Annotated in this window: 11 protein-coding genes; 7 read left to right on the top strand and 4 right to left on the bottom strand. The window is 45.7% G+C overall.

The genetic code is table 11. The annotated features are described in order from the left end of the window. Positions 1-296 precede the first annotated feature (296 nt). On the top strand, positions 297-1,586 hold the full coding sequence (locus OCV44_RS01175; protein WP_139685149.1) for a malic enzyme-like NAD(P)-binding protein: 1,290 nt from the start codon (positions 297-299) through the stop codon (positions 1,584-1,586). A 239-nt stretch (positions 1,587-1,825) separates the two neighbouring features. Here the strand turns inward: OCV44_RS01175 and metJ are convergent, their stop codons facing one another. Beyond that, positions 1,826-2,146 carry a met regulon transcriptional regulator MetJ gene (gene metJ, locus OCV44_RS01180; RefSeq protein WP_004729686.1) on the bottom strand — a complete coding sequence of 107 codons (321 nt, stop codon included), beginning with the start codon at positions 2,144-2,146 and terminating at the stop codon, positions 1,826-1,828. A gap of 208 nt (positions 2,147-2,354) precedes the next feature. On the opposite strand from metJ, the gene OCV44_RS01185 reads away from it, so the two are divergent. The 3 genes from OCV44_RS01185 (at position 2,355) to metF (ending at position 7,189) form a co-directional block, all read left to right on the top strand. Continuing rightward, entirely contained in the window at positions 2,355-3,536 is a 1,182-nt protein-coding gene (locus OCV44_RS01185; RefSeq protein ID WP_029223036.1) for an O-succinylhomoserine (thiol)-lyase, read from the top strand. A gap of 2 nt (positions 3,537-3,538) precedes the next feature. Then, positions 3,539-5,950, top strand: a complete 2,412-nt coding sequence (locus OCV44_RS01190; RefSeq protein WP_139685150.1) for a bifunctional aspartate kinase/homoserine dehydrogenase II — start codon at positions 3,539-3,541, stop codon at positions 5,948-5,950. A 339-nt stretch (positions 5,951-6,289) separates the two neighbouring features. Further along, entirely contained in the window at positions 6,290-7,189 is a 900-nt protein-coding gene (metF, locus tag OCV44_RS01195; RefSeq protein WP_009848888.1) for a methylenetetrahydrofolate reductase, read from the top strand. A gap of 130 nt (positions 7,190-7,319) precedes the next feature. On the opposite strand, the gene OCV44_RS01200 is transcribed toward metF, so the two are convergent. The 3 genes from OCV44_RS01200 to argE form a co-directional block, all read right to left on the bottom strand. Next, positions 7,320-7,859, bottom strand: a complete 540-nt coding sequence (locus OCV44_RS01200) for a PadR family transcriptional regulator (protein ID WP_009848889.1) — start codon at positions 7,857-7,859, stop codon at positions 7,320-7,322. 347 nt (positions 7,860-8,206) lie between these two features. Next, on the bottom strand, positions 8,207-10,843 hold the full coding sequence (ppc, locus tag OCV44_RS01205; protein ID WP_211349764.1) for a phosphoenolpyruvate carboxylase: 2,637 nt from the start codon (positions 10,841-10,843) through the stop codon (positions 8,207-8,209). Between the two features lie 252 nt (positions 10,844-11,095). Further along, entirely contained in the window at positions 11,096-12,232 is a 1,137-nt protein-coding gene (gene argE / locus OCV44_RS01210; protein WP_004729680.1) for an acetylornithine deacetylase, read from the bottom strand. Positions 12,233-12,385: 153 nt separating this feature from the next. Here argE and argC point away from each other — a divergent pair, with 153 nt between their 5' ends. The 3 genes from argC to OCV44_RS01225 all read left to right on the top strand — a co-directional run bounded on the left by argC (position 12,386) and on the right by OCV44_RS01225 (position 15,516). Then, positions 12,386-13,390 (top strand): N-acetyl-gamma-glutamyl-phosphate reductase, encoded by a 1,005-nt coding sequence (gene argC, locus OCV44_RS01215; RefSeq protein WP_139685152.1) that lies wholly within the window; start codon positions 12,386-12,388, stop codon positions 13,388-13,390. Between the two features lie 12 nt (positions 13,391-13,402). Next, on the top strand, positions 13,403-14,191 hold the full coding sequence (gene argB, locus OCV44_RS01220; RefSeq protein ID WP_139685153.1) for an acetylglutamate kinase: 789 nt from the start codon (positions 13,403-13,405) through the stop codon (positions 14,189-14,191). Positions 14,192-14,304: 113 nt separating this feature from the next. Further along, entirely contained in the window at positions 14,305-15,516 is a 1,212-nt protein-coding gene (locus tag OCV44_RS01225; RefSeq protein WP_009848894.1) for an argininosuccinate synthase, read from the top strand. Positions 15,517-15,685 lie beyond the last annotated feature (169 nt).

A 15,685-nucleotide genomic window follows, 5' to 3' on the forward strand; every position in this document is an offset into this window, starting at 1 on the left:
GTCCTTTTTTGTTGCCTGTAAATTGAGAAAGTACTGAATCGTATTTCATTATTAGGTCAGTTAAAGTAATAGGTTACTGACGTAAATCTTACTTAATCACTTATCCCAACACTCTTTCCTCGAAATTCGCTCTAAAGTTGAGCAGGCGATAGTAATTTCAACTGCCCACTGGTCTTATTAGTAGTGAAATCTCGTTTTTTAATGATACAGATGCTTCAACCACCTAGGAACTTTGAAGTACATCCATTAACATGAACAAGATCCCCCAAATAATAATATCCTAGGAACCTACACCTATGTCTGAAGACAGCCGCCAAGATCAATCCTCTCAAGCGTTATCGCCTCAAGAACAATTCCGTCAGCAAGCTCTTGATTATCATGAGTTCCCAATTCCAGGCAAAATTGCCGTAGAACTGACGAAGCCTGCAAACTCTGCAGAAGACCTAGCACTGGCATACAGCCCAGGTGTAGCTGAGCCTGTTCGCGAGATCGCACAGAACGTCGATAACGTTTACAAGTACACAGGTAAAGGCAACATGGTTGCAGTTATCTCTAACGGTACTGCAATTCTTGGCTTAGGCAATCTTGGTCCTATTGCTTCTAAACCGGTTATGGAAGGTAAAGCGCTACTGTTTAAGCGTTTTGCTGGTTTAGATTCTATCGATATTGAAGTAAAACACCGCACAATCGATGAGTTCGTTGATACGGTTGCGAATATCGCAGATACATTTGGCGGTATTAACTTAGAAGACATCAAAGCACCAGACTGTTTTGAAATCGAGCGTCGCCTGATTGAGCGTTGTGATGTACCTGTATTCCACGATGACCAACACGGTACTGCGATTGTTACGGCAGCAGGTATGCTGAATGCGATTGAGCTTCAAGGTAAGAAACTGGAAGAGTGTAAGATCGTTTGTTTAGGTGCTGGCGCAGCAGCGGTTGCTTGTATGGAGCTACTGATTAAGTGTGGCGCTCAGCGTGAGAAGATCTACATGCTTGACCGTAAAGGTGTGATCCACACTCGTCGTGATGACTTGAATGAATACAAAGAGCTGTTCGCAAATAACACCGACAAGCGCACGCTTGAAGATGTTATCGAAGGCGCTGATCTGTTCTTGGGTGTATCGGGTCCTAATCTGCTACCAGCTAAGGCTCTTACGCTGATGGCTGATAAGCCGGTTGTGTTTGCATGTTCAAACCCAGATCCAGAGATCAAGCCTGAGCTTGCACACGAAGTTCGTTCTGACCTAATCATGGGTACAGGCCGTAGTGATTACCCTAACCAAGTAAACAACGTACTTTGTTTCCCATTCATTTTCCGTGGTGCACTAGACGTGCGTGCGAGCGAAATCAATGACGAAATGAAGCTAGCGGCGGTTAAAGCGATTCGTGAACTAGCGAAAGAAGAAGTTCCAGCTGAAGTATTGGCAGCTGCGGGCGAGACTGCACTGGAGTTCGGTAAGGGTTACATCATTCCTAAGCCAATGGACCCGCGTCTGCTTCCTCGCGTTGCAAAAGCAGTTGCTGAAGCGGCTGTTGAGTCTGGCGTTGCTCGAATTGAGATGCCTGCTAACTATATGGCTTAATGCCTTAATGCCTTAATGCCTTAATGCCTTAATGCCTTAATGCCTTAGTAGCTTAGTAGCTTAATAGCTTAGTAGCTGTTGCTCTATTGAGCGAAAAAGAATAATAAAAAACCGACTCATAGGAGTCGGTTTTTTTATGTCTATCATTCACAGCGCAGCTACAGATAACGTAGTGGGTGATGTGACAAATAGGGTTCAGCTATAGCGAATCAATAATGAAGGCGGTGACTGAGTTGTTTTTATTCTTCGTCAAACGCTTCGAACTCGATGCCCATCTCTGTCATCAGTTTTTTGACTTCAGTCGGGATGTCGTCTGGACGATCTTTACGAAGGTCTTCATCCGTTGGCAGTGGTTGGCCAGTGTACGCATGTAGAAAGGCTTCGCACAGTAGCTCACTGTTTGTTGCATGGCGTAGGTTGTTGATCTGGCGGCGAGTGCGCTCGTCAGTAAGAACCTTTAACACTTTTAGAGGGATAGAAACTGTAATTTTCTTTACTTGTTCGCTTTTCTTTCCATGCTCAGCATATGGGCTTATGTATTCACCATTCCAGTCGGCCATTGCGTACCTTCATCACTTTAGTTGTTAGAATAAATTAATAGTGCTGATTTTAGCGGGATTTACTGCCATAAGCAAAGACATATAGACGTCCGGAAGTGTTGACGTCTCACGTTTATGAAAGTAAAGTGAGTAACATATATCTAACACAGCCACAAAATGCCGACAAGCAGCTGTGATTCTCAGACGCAAAACTTGTAAGGAAGCACCTATGAGCAGCCGGAAGCCAGCAACCATCGCAGTACGTACTGGTATCGAGTCAGACACGCAACACCATGCCGTTGTCCCACCTATTTATCTTTCGACTAACTATGGGTTTCCCGCTTTTGGTGAAGTGCCAAAGTACGATTATACCCGCTCTGGTAACCCAAACCGCGGTCTATTAGAAACGGCACTATTTGAGCTTGAGTCTGGTAAAGGCGCGGTTGTTACTAACTGTGGTACGTCGGCACTTAACTTATGGGTATCCGCTTTCTTAGGTGGCGATGATCTTATTATTGCACCGCACGACTGCTATGGCGGTACTTACCGTCTGTTTAACACACGCTCACTCAAAGGTGACTTCAAAGTTCTGTTTGTTGATCAATCGGATCAAGCCGCACTGGATGCTGCGATCGCGCTTAAGCCAAAGTTAATCTTAATCGAAACGCCATCGAATCCATTGGTTCGTGTGGTTGATATTGCAGAAACTTGCCGTAAAGCGAAAGAAGTAGGTGCTCTGGTTGCTGTCGACAACACGTTTTTGACGCCTGTGTTCCAAAAGCCTTTAGAGCTGGGTGCGGATTTTGTTATCCACTCAACCACCAAGTACATCAACGGACACTCAGATGTCATTGGTGGTGTTGTAGTTACTAAGACAGAAGAGCACGCTGAAGAGCTAGCATGGTGGGGTAACTGTATTGGTGCAACCGGCACACCATTTGATAGCTACATGACGCTACGTGGTATTCGTACGCTAGGTGCACGTATGCGCGTTCACGAAGAGAGCTCACGTGAAATTCTGACGGCTCTGCAACAACAAGATCTGGTGGGTACGATTTACCACCCAAGCCTTCCTGAACATCCGGGTCACGAGATCGCGAAGAAACAGCAGTTGGGCTTTGGTTCCATGCTGAGCTTTGAATTTTCGGGATCTTTTGAAGCACTTAAATATTTTGTGGATAAATTAGAGCTATTTTCTTTGGCTGAATCATTGGGCGGTGTTGAAAGCCTGATTTGTCACCCAGCGTCGATGACTCACCGTGCTATGGGCGAAGCAGCATTAGCAGAAGCGGGTGTTTCTCAACAATTACTGCGCCTTTCTGTTGGCCTTGAAGATGCAGAAGACTTGATTGATGATCTCAAGCAAGCGTTTGAAAAAACACAAGGCTTTATCGCAGAAGGGGAGGTTTAATAATGACAACCTTTCGCCAGCTACATAAATTTGGTGGCAGCAGTTTAGCGAACCCTGAGTGTTACCAACGCGTGGTCAATATTCTTAGAGAATACTCGTCAGCTACTGACTTGGTCGTGGTATCGGCTGCGGGTAAAACAACTAACCGCTTGATTGAGTTTGTTGAAGCGCTCGACAAAGATGGTCGTATTGCGCATGAATGTCTACAAACCCTTCGTCAGTTCCAGCTTGAGCTGATTGAAGCGCTGCTTGAAGATGAGTCTGCGGCTCAGCTAACGGCCACTATTCAACAAGAATTTACTGCTTTAGGTGAGCTAACTGCTCCTCTAAGCGAATCGCAAAAAGCACAGGTGTTAGGACACGGTGAGGTTTGGTCTTCACGTTTGTTAGCTGCTCTGTTGTGCCAACATGACTTACAAGCAGTTGCTCAAGATGCGCGTGCCTTTTTACGTGCAGAAGCGGGTGCTCAACCCGAAGTGGATCGCGCGCGTTCTTATCCTCTGATTAAAGAAGTTTTGGCTCAGCATACGCATTGCCGAGTGGTGATTACGGGCTTTATGGCTCAGAACTGCGAAGGTGAAACAGTACTGCTTGGTCGTAACGGTTCAGATTACTCAGCAACCGTGATTGGCGCTTTGGCTGAAGTTGAACGTGTGACGATTTGGAGTGACGTGGCAGGCGTTTACAGCGCTGACCCTCGTTTGGTTTCGGATGCGTGTTTGTTGCCTCTGCTTCGCCTTGATGAAGCGAGTGAACTCGCTCGTCTGGCGGCTCCAGTGCTCCATAGCCGAACGCTACAGCCTGTGGCTCAAAGTGCTATGGATCTCAGCTTGCGCTGCAGCTACCAGCCGGAGGCGGGCTCTACACAGATAGAGCGTGTACTGGCATCGGGTCGTGGCGCAAAAATCATTACCTCTCTGGATGAAGTTCTGATCGTTCAGCTGACCTTTGGTCATGGCCATGATTTTGACCGCTTAGAAAGTGAAGTTCTTGAAGGTCTTAAACGAGCTCAACTTGAGCCGCTTGCTTATGAGCTTGAACCCGATCAGCACTGTTTGCGCCTTGCTTATACAGAAGAGATCGCTGGTGGCGCTTTAGAATATCTACAAGACCACGCGATTGAAGCGGAAATTAAGCTTAAAGAAGGCTTCTCTCTGATTGCGGCGGTGGGTGCTGGTGTGACTAAGAACCCGAACCATTGTTATGGATTCTACCAACAACTCAAGAGCTCACCGGTTGAGTTTATCTCAGAAGCAAACTCAGGCTTGAGCTTAGTGGCTGTGATTCGTAAGAGTGAAACATCAAGCCTAGTGAAAGGCATTCACTCTCAACTGTTCCAAGCGCAGAAGCGTGTTGCGATTGCTTTATGTGGCAAGGGCAATATTGGTTCAAGTTGGTTAAGCCTGTTTGCTGAGCAAAAAGCGGAACTTGAAAAGCGTCGTGGAATGAACTTTGAATTGGTTGCGGTGATTGATAGCCAAACTTATTGGTTCGATGATCAAGGCATTGATGCGACTTCTGTGAGCAAGCGTTTTGATGATGAAGCGATTGCCAATAACGGCAACGACTGGCTAGAGCGTTTGGGTTCTATTCAGGGCTACGATGAAGCGGTTGTGTTAGATGTTACGGCAAGCCCGGTGCTTGCTGCAAAATACCTGCAAGTCGCACAACAAGGTATTCACCTGATCTCGGCTAACAAGGTGGCAGGTTCTGCATCAAGCGAGTATTACCATCAGGTACAAGATGCTTTCGCTAAGATCAGCCGTCATTGGCTGTACAATGCGACAGTGGGTGCTGGCTTACCGATTAACCACACGGTACGTGACCTGCGCGAAAGCGGTGACGATATTATTGCTCTGTCAGGTATATTCTCGGGCACTCTATCTTGGTTATTCCAACAGTTTGATGGCACGGTGTCATTCAGCGAGTTGGTTGATTTAGCGTGGCAACAAGGCCTGACGGAACCGGATCCTCGTGCTGACCTCGATGGCTCTGACGTGATGCGTAAGCTAGTGATTCTGGCGCGTGAATCGGGTTTAGATATTGAGCCTGAAAACGTCAAAGTAGAATCATTGGTACCTGAAGAATTACAAGATCTGTCAGTGGATGACTTCTTTGATAAAGCTTCTGTACTGAGTGAAGAGTTGGCCGAGCGTTTAGATAAAGCGCAGTCTCAACAGAAGGTTTTGCGTTACGTCGCGCGTTTAGAGAAGAATGGCAAAGCAACGGTAGGCGTTGAGGCGCTATCGAAAGAGCACGCCCTGGCGAACTTATTACCTTGCGACAACATCTTTGCGATTGAGAGCAAATGGTACAAAGATAATCCATTGGTTATTCGTGGCCCAGGTGCTGGTCGTGAAGTGACAGCTGGTGCAATTCAATCTGACCTAAACAGAATGTCTAGCCTGTTTTAATACTGAGAGCGGTTGGCTTAATACTTAGAGCGATTGGCTTAATAGTCAGATCAATTGCTTTAATACTCAGATTAATTGTTTAAATGCGTAAATAGCATACTATCCACTAAGATAAATAAGGCTGAAAGCACGATGTGTTTTCAGTCTTTTTTCTACATTATTTCTTCTTTGCGACCCACCTATCGGCTTGAGCTTTTCTCACTATCTACTTGAAAAAAATTCATAATGGATCTGTTGACATTAAATCGTATTCAATTCATTCTGAAGACATATAGACGTCTAAACGTCGTTAGGGATTTGAGATTATTTAGTGGTTGCTTTTGCCACAGGGAGAGTAAGATGGGATACACACACGCAAGTCATATCGACGCTTTAAATCAGAATATTGCAGAGCTTTCTGACAACATCAATGTGTCATTTGAATTTTTCCCACCAAGCAGTGAGAAGATGGAAGAGACCCTGTGGAATTCTGTTCACCGTCTTAAAACACTTCAACCTAAATTTGTATCGGTAACTTACGGTGCAAACTCGGGTGAGCGTGATCGTACCCACTCAATCATTAAAGAAATTAAGAACCAAACAGGCTTAGTTGCTGCACCACACTTAACGTGTATTGATGCTAGCCGCGAAGAGCTGATTCAAATTGCCGACGATTACTGGGCAAATGGCATTGAAAGTATTGTTGCGTTGCGTGGTGATATTCCAGCAGGCGGCGGTGCGCCAGATATGTATGCGTCTGATTTAGTCGAGCTGCTTAAATCTCGTCACGACTTTGATATATCAGTAGCGGCATTCCCTGAGGTTCACCCTGAAGCAAAAAGCGCTCAATCTGATCTTATTAACCTAAAACGTAAAGTGGATGCGGGTGCAAATCGTGCAATCACTCAGTTCTTCTTCGATGTAGAAAGCTACTTACGTTTTCGTGACCGTTGTGTGGCGGCTGGCGTTGACGTAGAGATTGTACCGGGTATCTTGCCAGTTTCTAACTTCAAGCAAGCGTCTCGTTTTGCTGCGATGAATAACGTAAAAGTACCGGGTTGGATGGCGAAGCAGTTCGAAGGCTTGGATGATGATCCAACAACTCGTCAGTTAGTCGGTGCTAGCCAAGCGATCGATATGGTTCGTACGCTAAGCCGTGAAGGTGTGAAAGATTTCCACTTTTACACGCTAAACCGTGCAGAAATGACTTATGCACTTTGCCATACGCTAGGTGTTCGCCCACAGGTTGCTGCGCTGTAAGTAAAGCCCAAGCGCTTGTAAAAGCTTCTGGTAGTAACATTTCAAATCCTATAGATACAAAAAAGGCTTGGACTCTAAGAGTTCAAGCCTTTTGCTTTTCTAGTTTCTAGTTTCTAGTTTCTAGCTTAACTTAAGCAAGAGCGCCAAGTTCAAGCAGTACTTCGTCAGCCCATACAATCCATGCTTCACGGATCAGTAGGTTACGACGAAGCGTTAGACGCTCTAGGCGTGCTTGCTTGTCTAGTGTCGATGGCGTTGCGTAGTAAGCCGCTTCGATTTCTTTGTAGTGAGAAACCAGTTTGCGAGACTCTTCTACTAGTTCAGCAAGTTGTACACGGTACGCATCAGAAGGTTGTACAGCACAAGCGATTAACTTAGCTGAGAACTCGTCACGAACGGTTGGGTGTGCAGTTGGTTGTTCAAACCATTCACCTAGCGCGCCACGGCCAGCATCGGTGATAGAGTAAACTTTACGATCAGGTTTGCCTTCTTGAGGCTCAAGTACGCAAGTTACCTGGTCGTTCTGAGCCATTTTATTTAGCTCGCGGTAAACTTGTTGGTGGCTAGCTTTCCAGAAGTAACCAATGCTTGCGGAGAATTCTTTTGTGATATCGTAACCAGTAGCATCGCGTGTACTTAAAACGGTTAAAATTACGTGTGGTAATGACATGTCTGAAATCCAAATGGTAAACAGTAAACAAATACTTGAACAACAAGTGTGCTTCTATGGCACGTTATATTGGTTATGTTCAAGTAGCACCAACTCAATCGTTGGTTATGTCACCTTACAAAGCCGTTTATCACCTAGGTTGACCAGTTTATTGGTCGAGTGCCGCAGATTATTATTTTGGAGTGTTTCTGCAGCGGAGCAGTAGTATATCTAAATAATAAGCATAAAGTAGAATACATGGACAAAATAACCCAAAAAACTGACAAAATACTCACTAGTGGTTATTTGGCGAAATAAAAAGGCCGCACATGGCGACCTTTTGTTTCTTTTATAGATGGAATCACTAATTAACCAGTGTTTCGCATACCTGCTGCAATGCCTGCGATCGTCACCATTAGCGCTTCTTCTAGTTCTGCTGGTGGTGTTTCACACTTACGAGTACGGTAAAGCAGTTCCGCTTGAAGCATGTTTAGCGGCTCAACATAGATGTTACGTAGACGAATTGACTCAAGTCCCCAAGGGTCGCTTTGCATCAAGTTCTCGTTATTTTCTACATTCAGCACCGCTTTGATGTCTTTCTGCAATTGCTCACGCAGTAATTCACCTAACGGCAGCAGTTCTTTATCAACAAGGCGTTGGTCGTAGTACTTAGCGATTTCCATGTTGCACTTCGAGTACACCATTTCCAACATACCTAGACGAGTAGAGAAGAATGGCCATTCACGACACATCTCTTCAAGTAGCGCTTGATGGCCTTGATCGACAGAGTATTGGATCGCTTCACCAGCGCCTAACCATGCAGGAAGTACCAAACGGTTTTGGCTCCATGAGAAGATCCATGGAATCGCACGTAGGCTTTCTACGCCGCCGTTCGGGTTACGTTTCGCAGGACGAGAACCAAGAGGCAACTTGCCTAACTCTAGCTCTGGCGTCGCTTGGCGGAAGTAAGGAACAAACTTCTCTTCACCACGAACGACGTTACGGTAAGCTTCGCAAGATACTTCAGACAGCACTTCCATTAGGTCGCGCCATTCTTGTTTTGGCTCTGGTGGTGGCAGAAGGTTCGCTTCTAGAATCGCACTTGCGTATAGGTTGAAGCTATTCACTGCAACATCTGGCAAGCCAAGTTTAAAGCGGATCATTTCGCCTTGCTCAGTTACACGTAAGCCGCCTTTCAAGCTTTTAGGTGGCTGAGAAAGAAGAGCAGCGTGCGCCGGAGCACCACCACGACCAACTGTACCGCCACGGCCGTGGAATAGAGTCAGTTCAATACCTTCTTCTTCACAAGCCTTAACCAACTTGTCCATTGCATCATACTGCGCCCAACCAGCAGACATTACGCCAGCGTCTTTTGCTGAGTCAGAATATCCGATCATCACCATTTGGTGGTTCTGGATAAAGCCACGGTATAAATCAATGCTCATTAGCTGTTTCATCACGGCTTCTGAGTTGTTCAAGTCGTCCAGCGTTTCGAACAATGGACATACGTCCATGCGGTACGGGCAACCACATTCTTGCAGAAGCAAGTGAACAGCCAGTACATCCGATGCTGTACGAGCCATAGAGATCACGTAAGCACCAAAGGCTTCACGAGGTTGAGCAGCAATGACCTTACAGGTGTCTAAAACCTCTTTGACCTGTTCAGATGGCTCCCAGTCGCGCGGTAGCAGTGGGCGTTTTGAGCTTAATTCATTAGTTAAGAAAGCGACTTTGTCTTGCTCGCTCCACTGGTCGTAATCACCAATGCCTAGGTAGCGAGTCAATTCAGACAGCACATCTGAGTGACGTGTACTTTCTTGACGAACATCGAGACGAACTAAATGCACACCGAATGCTTTTAGACGACGTAGAGTATCAAGCAGAGAACCGTCTGCAATGACGCCCATGCCACATTCGTGCAGAGATTGGTAACACGCGTAAAGTGGTGTCCAAAGTTGGTCGATGTTCTGTAGTGTTTCTTTCTTCGGTACTTCAGCATCGTGCAGTTTTGCATCAAGCACTTCTAACGTGTTGTTCAGCAGAGTACGTAGGCTCTTAAGGATTGCACGGTAAGCTTCGTGCTCATCGCCAGCCAATTCACGAACGGCGTCATTACACTTGGTCATCGACAGTTCGGTAATCAGCTCGTTCACGTCACCTAGATACAGGTCAGCGGCTTTCCAGCGAGATAGGCGCAGTACTTCTTTGGTGATGGTGTGCGTTACGAATGGGTTGCCATCGCGGTCGCCACCCATCCAAGATGAGAAGTGTACTGGGCGAGCATCGATTGGTAAGCCTTCACCAAGGTAACCTTTTAGTCGGCCATCCATTTCACGTAGGAAATCAGGTACAGCTTCCCAAAGAGAATTTTCTACAACTGCAAAGCCCCACTTTGCTTCATCAAGTGGTGTTGGGCGTTGCTGACGAATCACATCAGAGTGCCAACCTTGAGCAATAAGCTGCTCTAGGCGACGTTCGGTTTTCACTCGCTCTTTGTGTGATAGGTCGCTTAATTCTAATTTAGACAGACACTCGTTGATCTTAACCAACTTGTTGATCATGGTGCGACGAGTGATTTCTGTTGGGTGAGCAGTCAAAACGAGTTCGATGTTCAGGTCGCGAACAGCTTGAGCTGCATCTAGCTTGCTGATGTCGTTTTGGTTTAATTTGGAAAATAGAGATTGCAGCACGTCTGGTTCGCAAACATGCTCCTCACAGTGGCGAGAGATCGTGTGGTATTGCTCTGCCATGTTGGTGAGGTTGAGAAATTGGTTAAATGCACGAGCAACAGGAGTGAGTTGTTCGTTCGGCAGGTTTTTGATTTCTTCAACTAGGCTGTCACGGTCAGCTTTGTTGCCTGCGCGGGCGGATTTGGAAAGTTTACGGATAGTCTCCACTTTCTCTAAGATAACGTCACCATGTGCATCTTGGATTGTGTTACCTAGCAAGCGTCCTAGCATGCTTACGTTACTCTTGAGAGCGGCGTATTTCTCGTTCATTGTCATCCTGCCTCGTAAAAAAATTACATCCATTGTTCCTTGTTAAGTACACAATCTAGCGAAAAGTGCTGTATCTAGTCAAATAAAGCATTCTAAGTTTGCAATTATTAGGTTTAAAAATGCGGGAGAAGTAAATTTTTCAAAACTTAGGGAAAAAGTGAAATTTAATTACAAGATTGCGGCTATATCAGGGATGGCAGAATAAAAGCCACTTTTTAGGGTGGCTTTTATGTGAATGTTCGGATTGAAAAGTAATAACTAGAAACAATATTTACGGATAGATTTACTCAGAACATCAATTGTTGGGTCAATAAAATCGAAGCTTAAGAACTCATCCGGTTGGTGAGCTTGGTCAATTGAGCCTGGGCCTAACACCAAGGTTGGACATAATTCTTGAAGGAAAGGTGCCTCTGTACAGTAGTTCACGGTTTGCGATTCAATCTCACAAACTGATTCCATGCCACCAATAAATGGATGATCGTGCTGGCACTCATAACCCGGAATTGGCTCATGCAGGGGAGTAATCTCAATTCTGCCCGGCCATTTTGCTTCGACTTCTTTAAGTGCGCTGCGCAGCATGTTATCCAAACCATCTAAGCTGATGCCCGGTAAAGGACGAACGTCATAATGCAGCTCACAACAGCCACAGATACGGTTGGCACTATCGCCACCGTGGATATGACCAAGGTTTAGCGTCGGGCTTGGAATGGCGAATCCTGGGTGATGGTACTCTTTGACTAGCTTGTCACGCAGCTGCATTAAAGCGAACAGCACTTCATGCATGATCTCGATGGCGTTAACACCTAATGCTGGATCTGAAGAGTGACCTGATTTACCGGTTACTCGCACGGCATTGGCAACATGACCTTTATGTCCACGAATAGGCACTAGGCTGGTTGGTTCACCAATAATGCAGTAATCCGGTTTAAACGGTGCATTTTCGGTGAAATGACGTGCACCTAGCATGGTGGTTTCTTCGTCACAGGTTGCTAATACATAGAGCGGCTTGGTCTGTTTGCTCCAATCCATCTTCTTTGCGGCTTCATAAACGAAAGCAAAAAAGCCTTTCATATCGGCGGTGCCTAATCCGTAGAAGCGGTTGTTGTGTTCTGTTAGTGCGTGAGGGTCGAAATTCCAACGTCCTTCATCGAATGGCACGGTGTCGCTGTGTCCTGCAAGCAATAAGCCGCCTTCTCCCGAACCCATCTTTGCGACCATATTATGTTTGCCGGGTTCGACTTCCACTACCTCAACGCTAAAGCCTACGTCTTTAAACCATTGAGCCATTTTTTCGATCACTTTCTCGTTGCCATGATCCCAGCTTGGATCGGTTGAGCTAATGGAGTCGGTGGAAATTAGGCCTTTATAGACCTCAAGGAAACTCGGTAATTGCATAATATCTTCACTTCTACTATTGACAGGAAAACCATAAGTCGGTAAAACACATATTAAATCATATTTAATGCATAAGAAATCAAATATAGCTAAAAATTAAGTATGAATAGTCAAATTTGAAATGTAACTTACCTCAAGAATGGATGTGTTGAGATGTTGAAAACCACGATCATTGGCGCAAGCGGCTATACAGGAGCAGAACTGGCTCTAATGATAAACAGACACCCTGAGCTCACGCTATCAGGTTTATATGTCTCAGCCAATAGTGTAGACGCGGGCAAACCTATCGCTGCACTACACGGTAAGTTAGCTGGCCTGATTGATATGCCAGTGCAACCTTTAACAAATCCGCAAGAAGTGGCTAAACAGTCTGATGTGATTTTTTTAGCGACCGCGCATGAAGTCAGCCACGACCTCGCGCCAATCTTCCTTGAGAACAATTGCCAAGTCTTCGACCTATCGGGTGCATTCAGAGTTAAAGGCGAAAACTTCTATAAAGAGTTTTACGGTTTTGAACATCAACACGAACAATGGCTAGACAAAGCGGCTTACGGTTTAGCGGAATGGAATGAGCAAGAGATCAAAGAAGCTCAACTTGTCGCAGTCGCGGGTTGTTACCCAACCGCATCACAATTGGCGATTAAGCCTTTGGTTGAAGCCAAGTTACTCGATGAGAACCAATGGCCAGTAATTAACGCGACTAGCGGCGTTACTGGTGCAGGTCGCAAAGCGACGATGGTTAACAGCTTCTGCGAAGTGAGTCTGCAAGCTTATGGCGTGTTCAATCACCGTCATCAACCTGAAATGGCTGCACACCTAGGGTGTGATGTGATTTTCACCCCGCACCTCGGCAACTTTAAGCGCGGTATTTTGGCGACCATCACCATGAAATTGGCTGAAGGCGTGACAGAAAAACAGATACAAAATGCCTTTGAGCAAGCTTACCAAGGTAAACCTGCGGTGAGATTACTCGAAGAGACATTGCCAAGAATTCAAGATGTAGAACAGACGCCTTTCTGCGACTTAGGTTGGAAGGTTCAAGGTCAGCACATCATCGTTGTTTCAGCGATTGATAACTTATTAAAGGGTGCATCTAGCCAAGCGATGCAGTGTTTAAATCTACGTTATGGTTTTGCGCCATTGACTGCGTTAGTGTAAGGGAATCTAGATATGAGCCTTAATAATCAACCATTAATCATAAAGTTAGGTGGCGCTGCGCTATCTTGTGGTGAAACACTTAGCAAGTTATTTGGTGCTATCTCTGCTTACCAACAACAGGCACAACGACCAATCGTGATTGTTCACGGCGGCGGTTACCTTGTTGATGATTTAATGAATAAGTTGAACCTCGAAACCGTTAAGAAAGAAGGGTTACGTGTTACTCCTTATGATCAGATCCCAGTGATCGCTGGTGCACTAGCAGGCACGGCCAACAAACTACTTCAAGGTCAGGCAATTAAAGACGGTATCAACGCCGTTGGTTTGAGCCTAGCTGATGGTGGTTTATGCAAAGTAAGCGAACTGAACCCTGAACTGGGCGCGGTAGGAAAAGCGGAGCCGGGCGACTCAACCGTTCTGCAAGCGATTCTTAATGCGGGCGCACTGCCAATCATTAGTTCCATTGGTCTGACTGAGCAAGGCCAACTGATGAATGTGAATGCCGACCAAGCTGCGGTTGCCGTTGCAGGCGCACTTGATGCTGAACTGGTGCTGCTTTCTGATGTAAGTGGTGTGTTGGATGGCAAAGGCCACCTAATTCCAAGCCTCAATCAACAGCAAGCTGATGACCTTATTACAGGGAAAGTGATTACCGACGGCATGATCGTTAAGGTTCAAGCCGCACTAGAAGCCGCTAACGGCCTTGGACGACCAATCGAAGTTGCTACTTGGCGATACCCAGAAAAGCTAACACAACTGTTTTCAGGTAAAAGCATAGGAACGCAGTTTTTACCTCAGTAGACCTCACGACGAGTTACTACTTAAAGAATTTAGACAAATAAATTTAACACATAATAATGAAGTCATTTCCAACGCTGACCGCCATGTGCAGTATGGAAACTAGGAGAAAGAAAATGAGCAAAGTTAACGTAAAGAAAGTTGTAGTAGCCTACTCTGGCGGTCTAGACACATCAGTAATTATTCCATGGTTGAAAGAGAACTATGATTGCGAAGTTATCGCATTTGTTGCAGATGTAGGCCAAGGCGACGAAGAGTTGATTGGTATTGAAGAGAAAGCAAAAGCTTCTGGTGCTTCTGAGTGTTACATCGCAGACCTTAAAGAAGAGATGGTGGCTGACTACATCTACCCAACGCTAAAAACGGGCGCTTACTACGAAGGTAAATACCTGCTAGGTACTTCGATGGCTCGTCCAATCATTGCGAAAGCTCAGGTTGAAGTGGCACGTAAAGTCGGTGCAGACGCACTATGTCACGGCTGTACAGGTAAGGGTAACGACCAAGTTCGTTTTGAAGGTGCATTTGCTGCACTGGCACCAGACCTACATGTAATCGCACCTTGGCGTGAGTGGGATCTAGTGAGCCGTGAAGAGTGTCTGGATTACCTAGCAGAACGTAACATCCCTTGTACTGCTTCTCTGACTAAGATCTACTCTCGTGATGCAAACGCATGGCACATTTCTACAGAAGGTGGCGTTCTAGAAAATACATGGAACGCACCGGATGAAGATTGCTGGGCTTGGACTGTAGACCCAGAGCAAGCGCCAAACGAATCTGAAACAGTGACGCTTAAAGTTGAAAAAGGCGAAGTGGTAGCGGTTGATGGTGAAACAATGACGCCATACAACGCACTGGTTTATCTAAATGAGAAAGGTGCGAAGCACGGTGTTGGTCGTATCGATATCGTAGAGAACCGTCTTGTTGGTATGAAGTCTCGTGGTTGTTACGAAACTCCAGGTGGCACAATCATGATGGAAGCACTGCGTGCAGTAGAGCAACTGGTTCTTGATAAAGCGGCATTCGAATTCCGTGAAGAGCTAGGTGTTAAAGCTTCTCACCTTGTATACGATGGACGTTGGTTCACTCCGCTATGTAAGTCAATTCTTGCGGCAACAGATGAACTAGCACAAGACGTAAATGGTGAAGTGGTTATTAAGCTTTACAAAGGCCATGCAACGGTGACTCAGAAACGTTCTGACAACAGCCTGTACTCAGAAGAGTTTGCAACCTTTGGTGAAGATGAAGTTTACGACCAAAGCCACGCTGAAGGCTTCATCCGTCTTTACTCGCTATCAAGCCGTATCCGTGCTCTGAATAGCCAAAAGTAACCCTAACCATGAGTTAGCTAGCCTTTTACTAGTAATCGAAGGCTAGAAAATAGACATTATTACGCAAAGCCCATCCACTATTGATTAGTGAATGGGCTTTTTGCAATCTATTAGTCTAATAAATCATCTTCGGTTTTTATCATTGAATGGCATATAATTCGCGAACCAC

Source organism: Vibrio tasmaniensis, assembly GCF_024347635.1.
In the GTDB taxonomy this organism is placed as follows: domain Bacteria; phylum Pseudomonadota; class Gammaproteobacteria; order Enterobacterales; family Vibrionaceae; genus Vibrio; species Vibrio tasmaniensis.

Coding starts and splice junctions, on each gene's coding strand:
- OCV44_RS01175 (WP_139685149.1), top strand. CDS start 297: ATGTCTGAAGACAGCCGCCAAGATCAATCCTCTCAAGCGTTATCGCCT.
- metJ (WP_004729686.1), bottom strand. CDS start 2,146: ATGGCCGACTGGAATGGTGAATACATAAGCCCATATGCTGAGCATGGA.
- OCV44_RS01185 (WP_029223036.1), top strand. CDS start 2,355: ATGAGCAGCCGGAAGCCAGCAACCATCGCAGTACGTACTGGTATCGAG.
- OCV44_RS01190 (WP_139685150.1), top strand. CDS start 3,539: ATGACAACCTTTCGCCAGCTACATAAATTTGGTGGCAGCAGTTTAGCG.
- metF (WP_009848888.1), top strand. CDS start 6,290: ATGGGATACACACACGCAAGTCATATCGACGCTTTAAATCAGAATATT.
- OCV44_RS01200 (WP_009848889.1), bottom strand. CDS start 7,859: ATGTCATTACCACACGTAATTTTAACCGTTTTAAGTACACGCGATGCT.
- ppc (WP_211349764.1), bottom strand. CDS start 10,843: ATGACAATGAACGAGAAATACGCCGCTCTCAAGAGTAACGTAAGCATG.
- argE (WP_004729680.1), bottom strand. CDS start 12,232: ATGCAATTACCGAGTTTCCTTGAGGTCTATAAAGGCCTAATTTCCACC.
- argC (WP_139685152.1), top strand. CDS start 12,386: ATGTTGAAAACCACGATCATTGGCGCAAGCGGCTATACAGGAGCAGAA.
- argB (WP_139685153.1), top strand. CDS start 13,403: ATGAGCCTTAATAATCAACCATTAATCATAAAGTTAGGTGGCGCTGCG.
- OCV44_RS01225 (WP_009848894.1), top strand. CDS start 14,305: ATGAGCAAAGTTAACGTAAAGAAAGTTGTAGTAGCCTACTCTGGCGGT.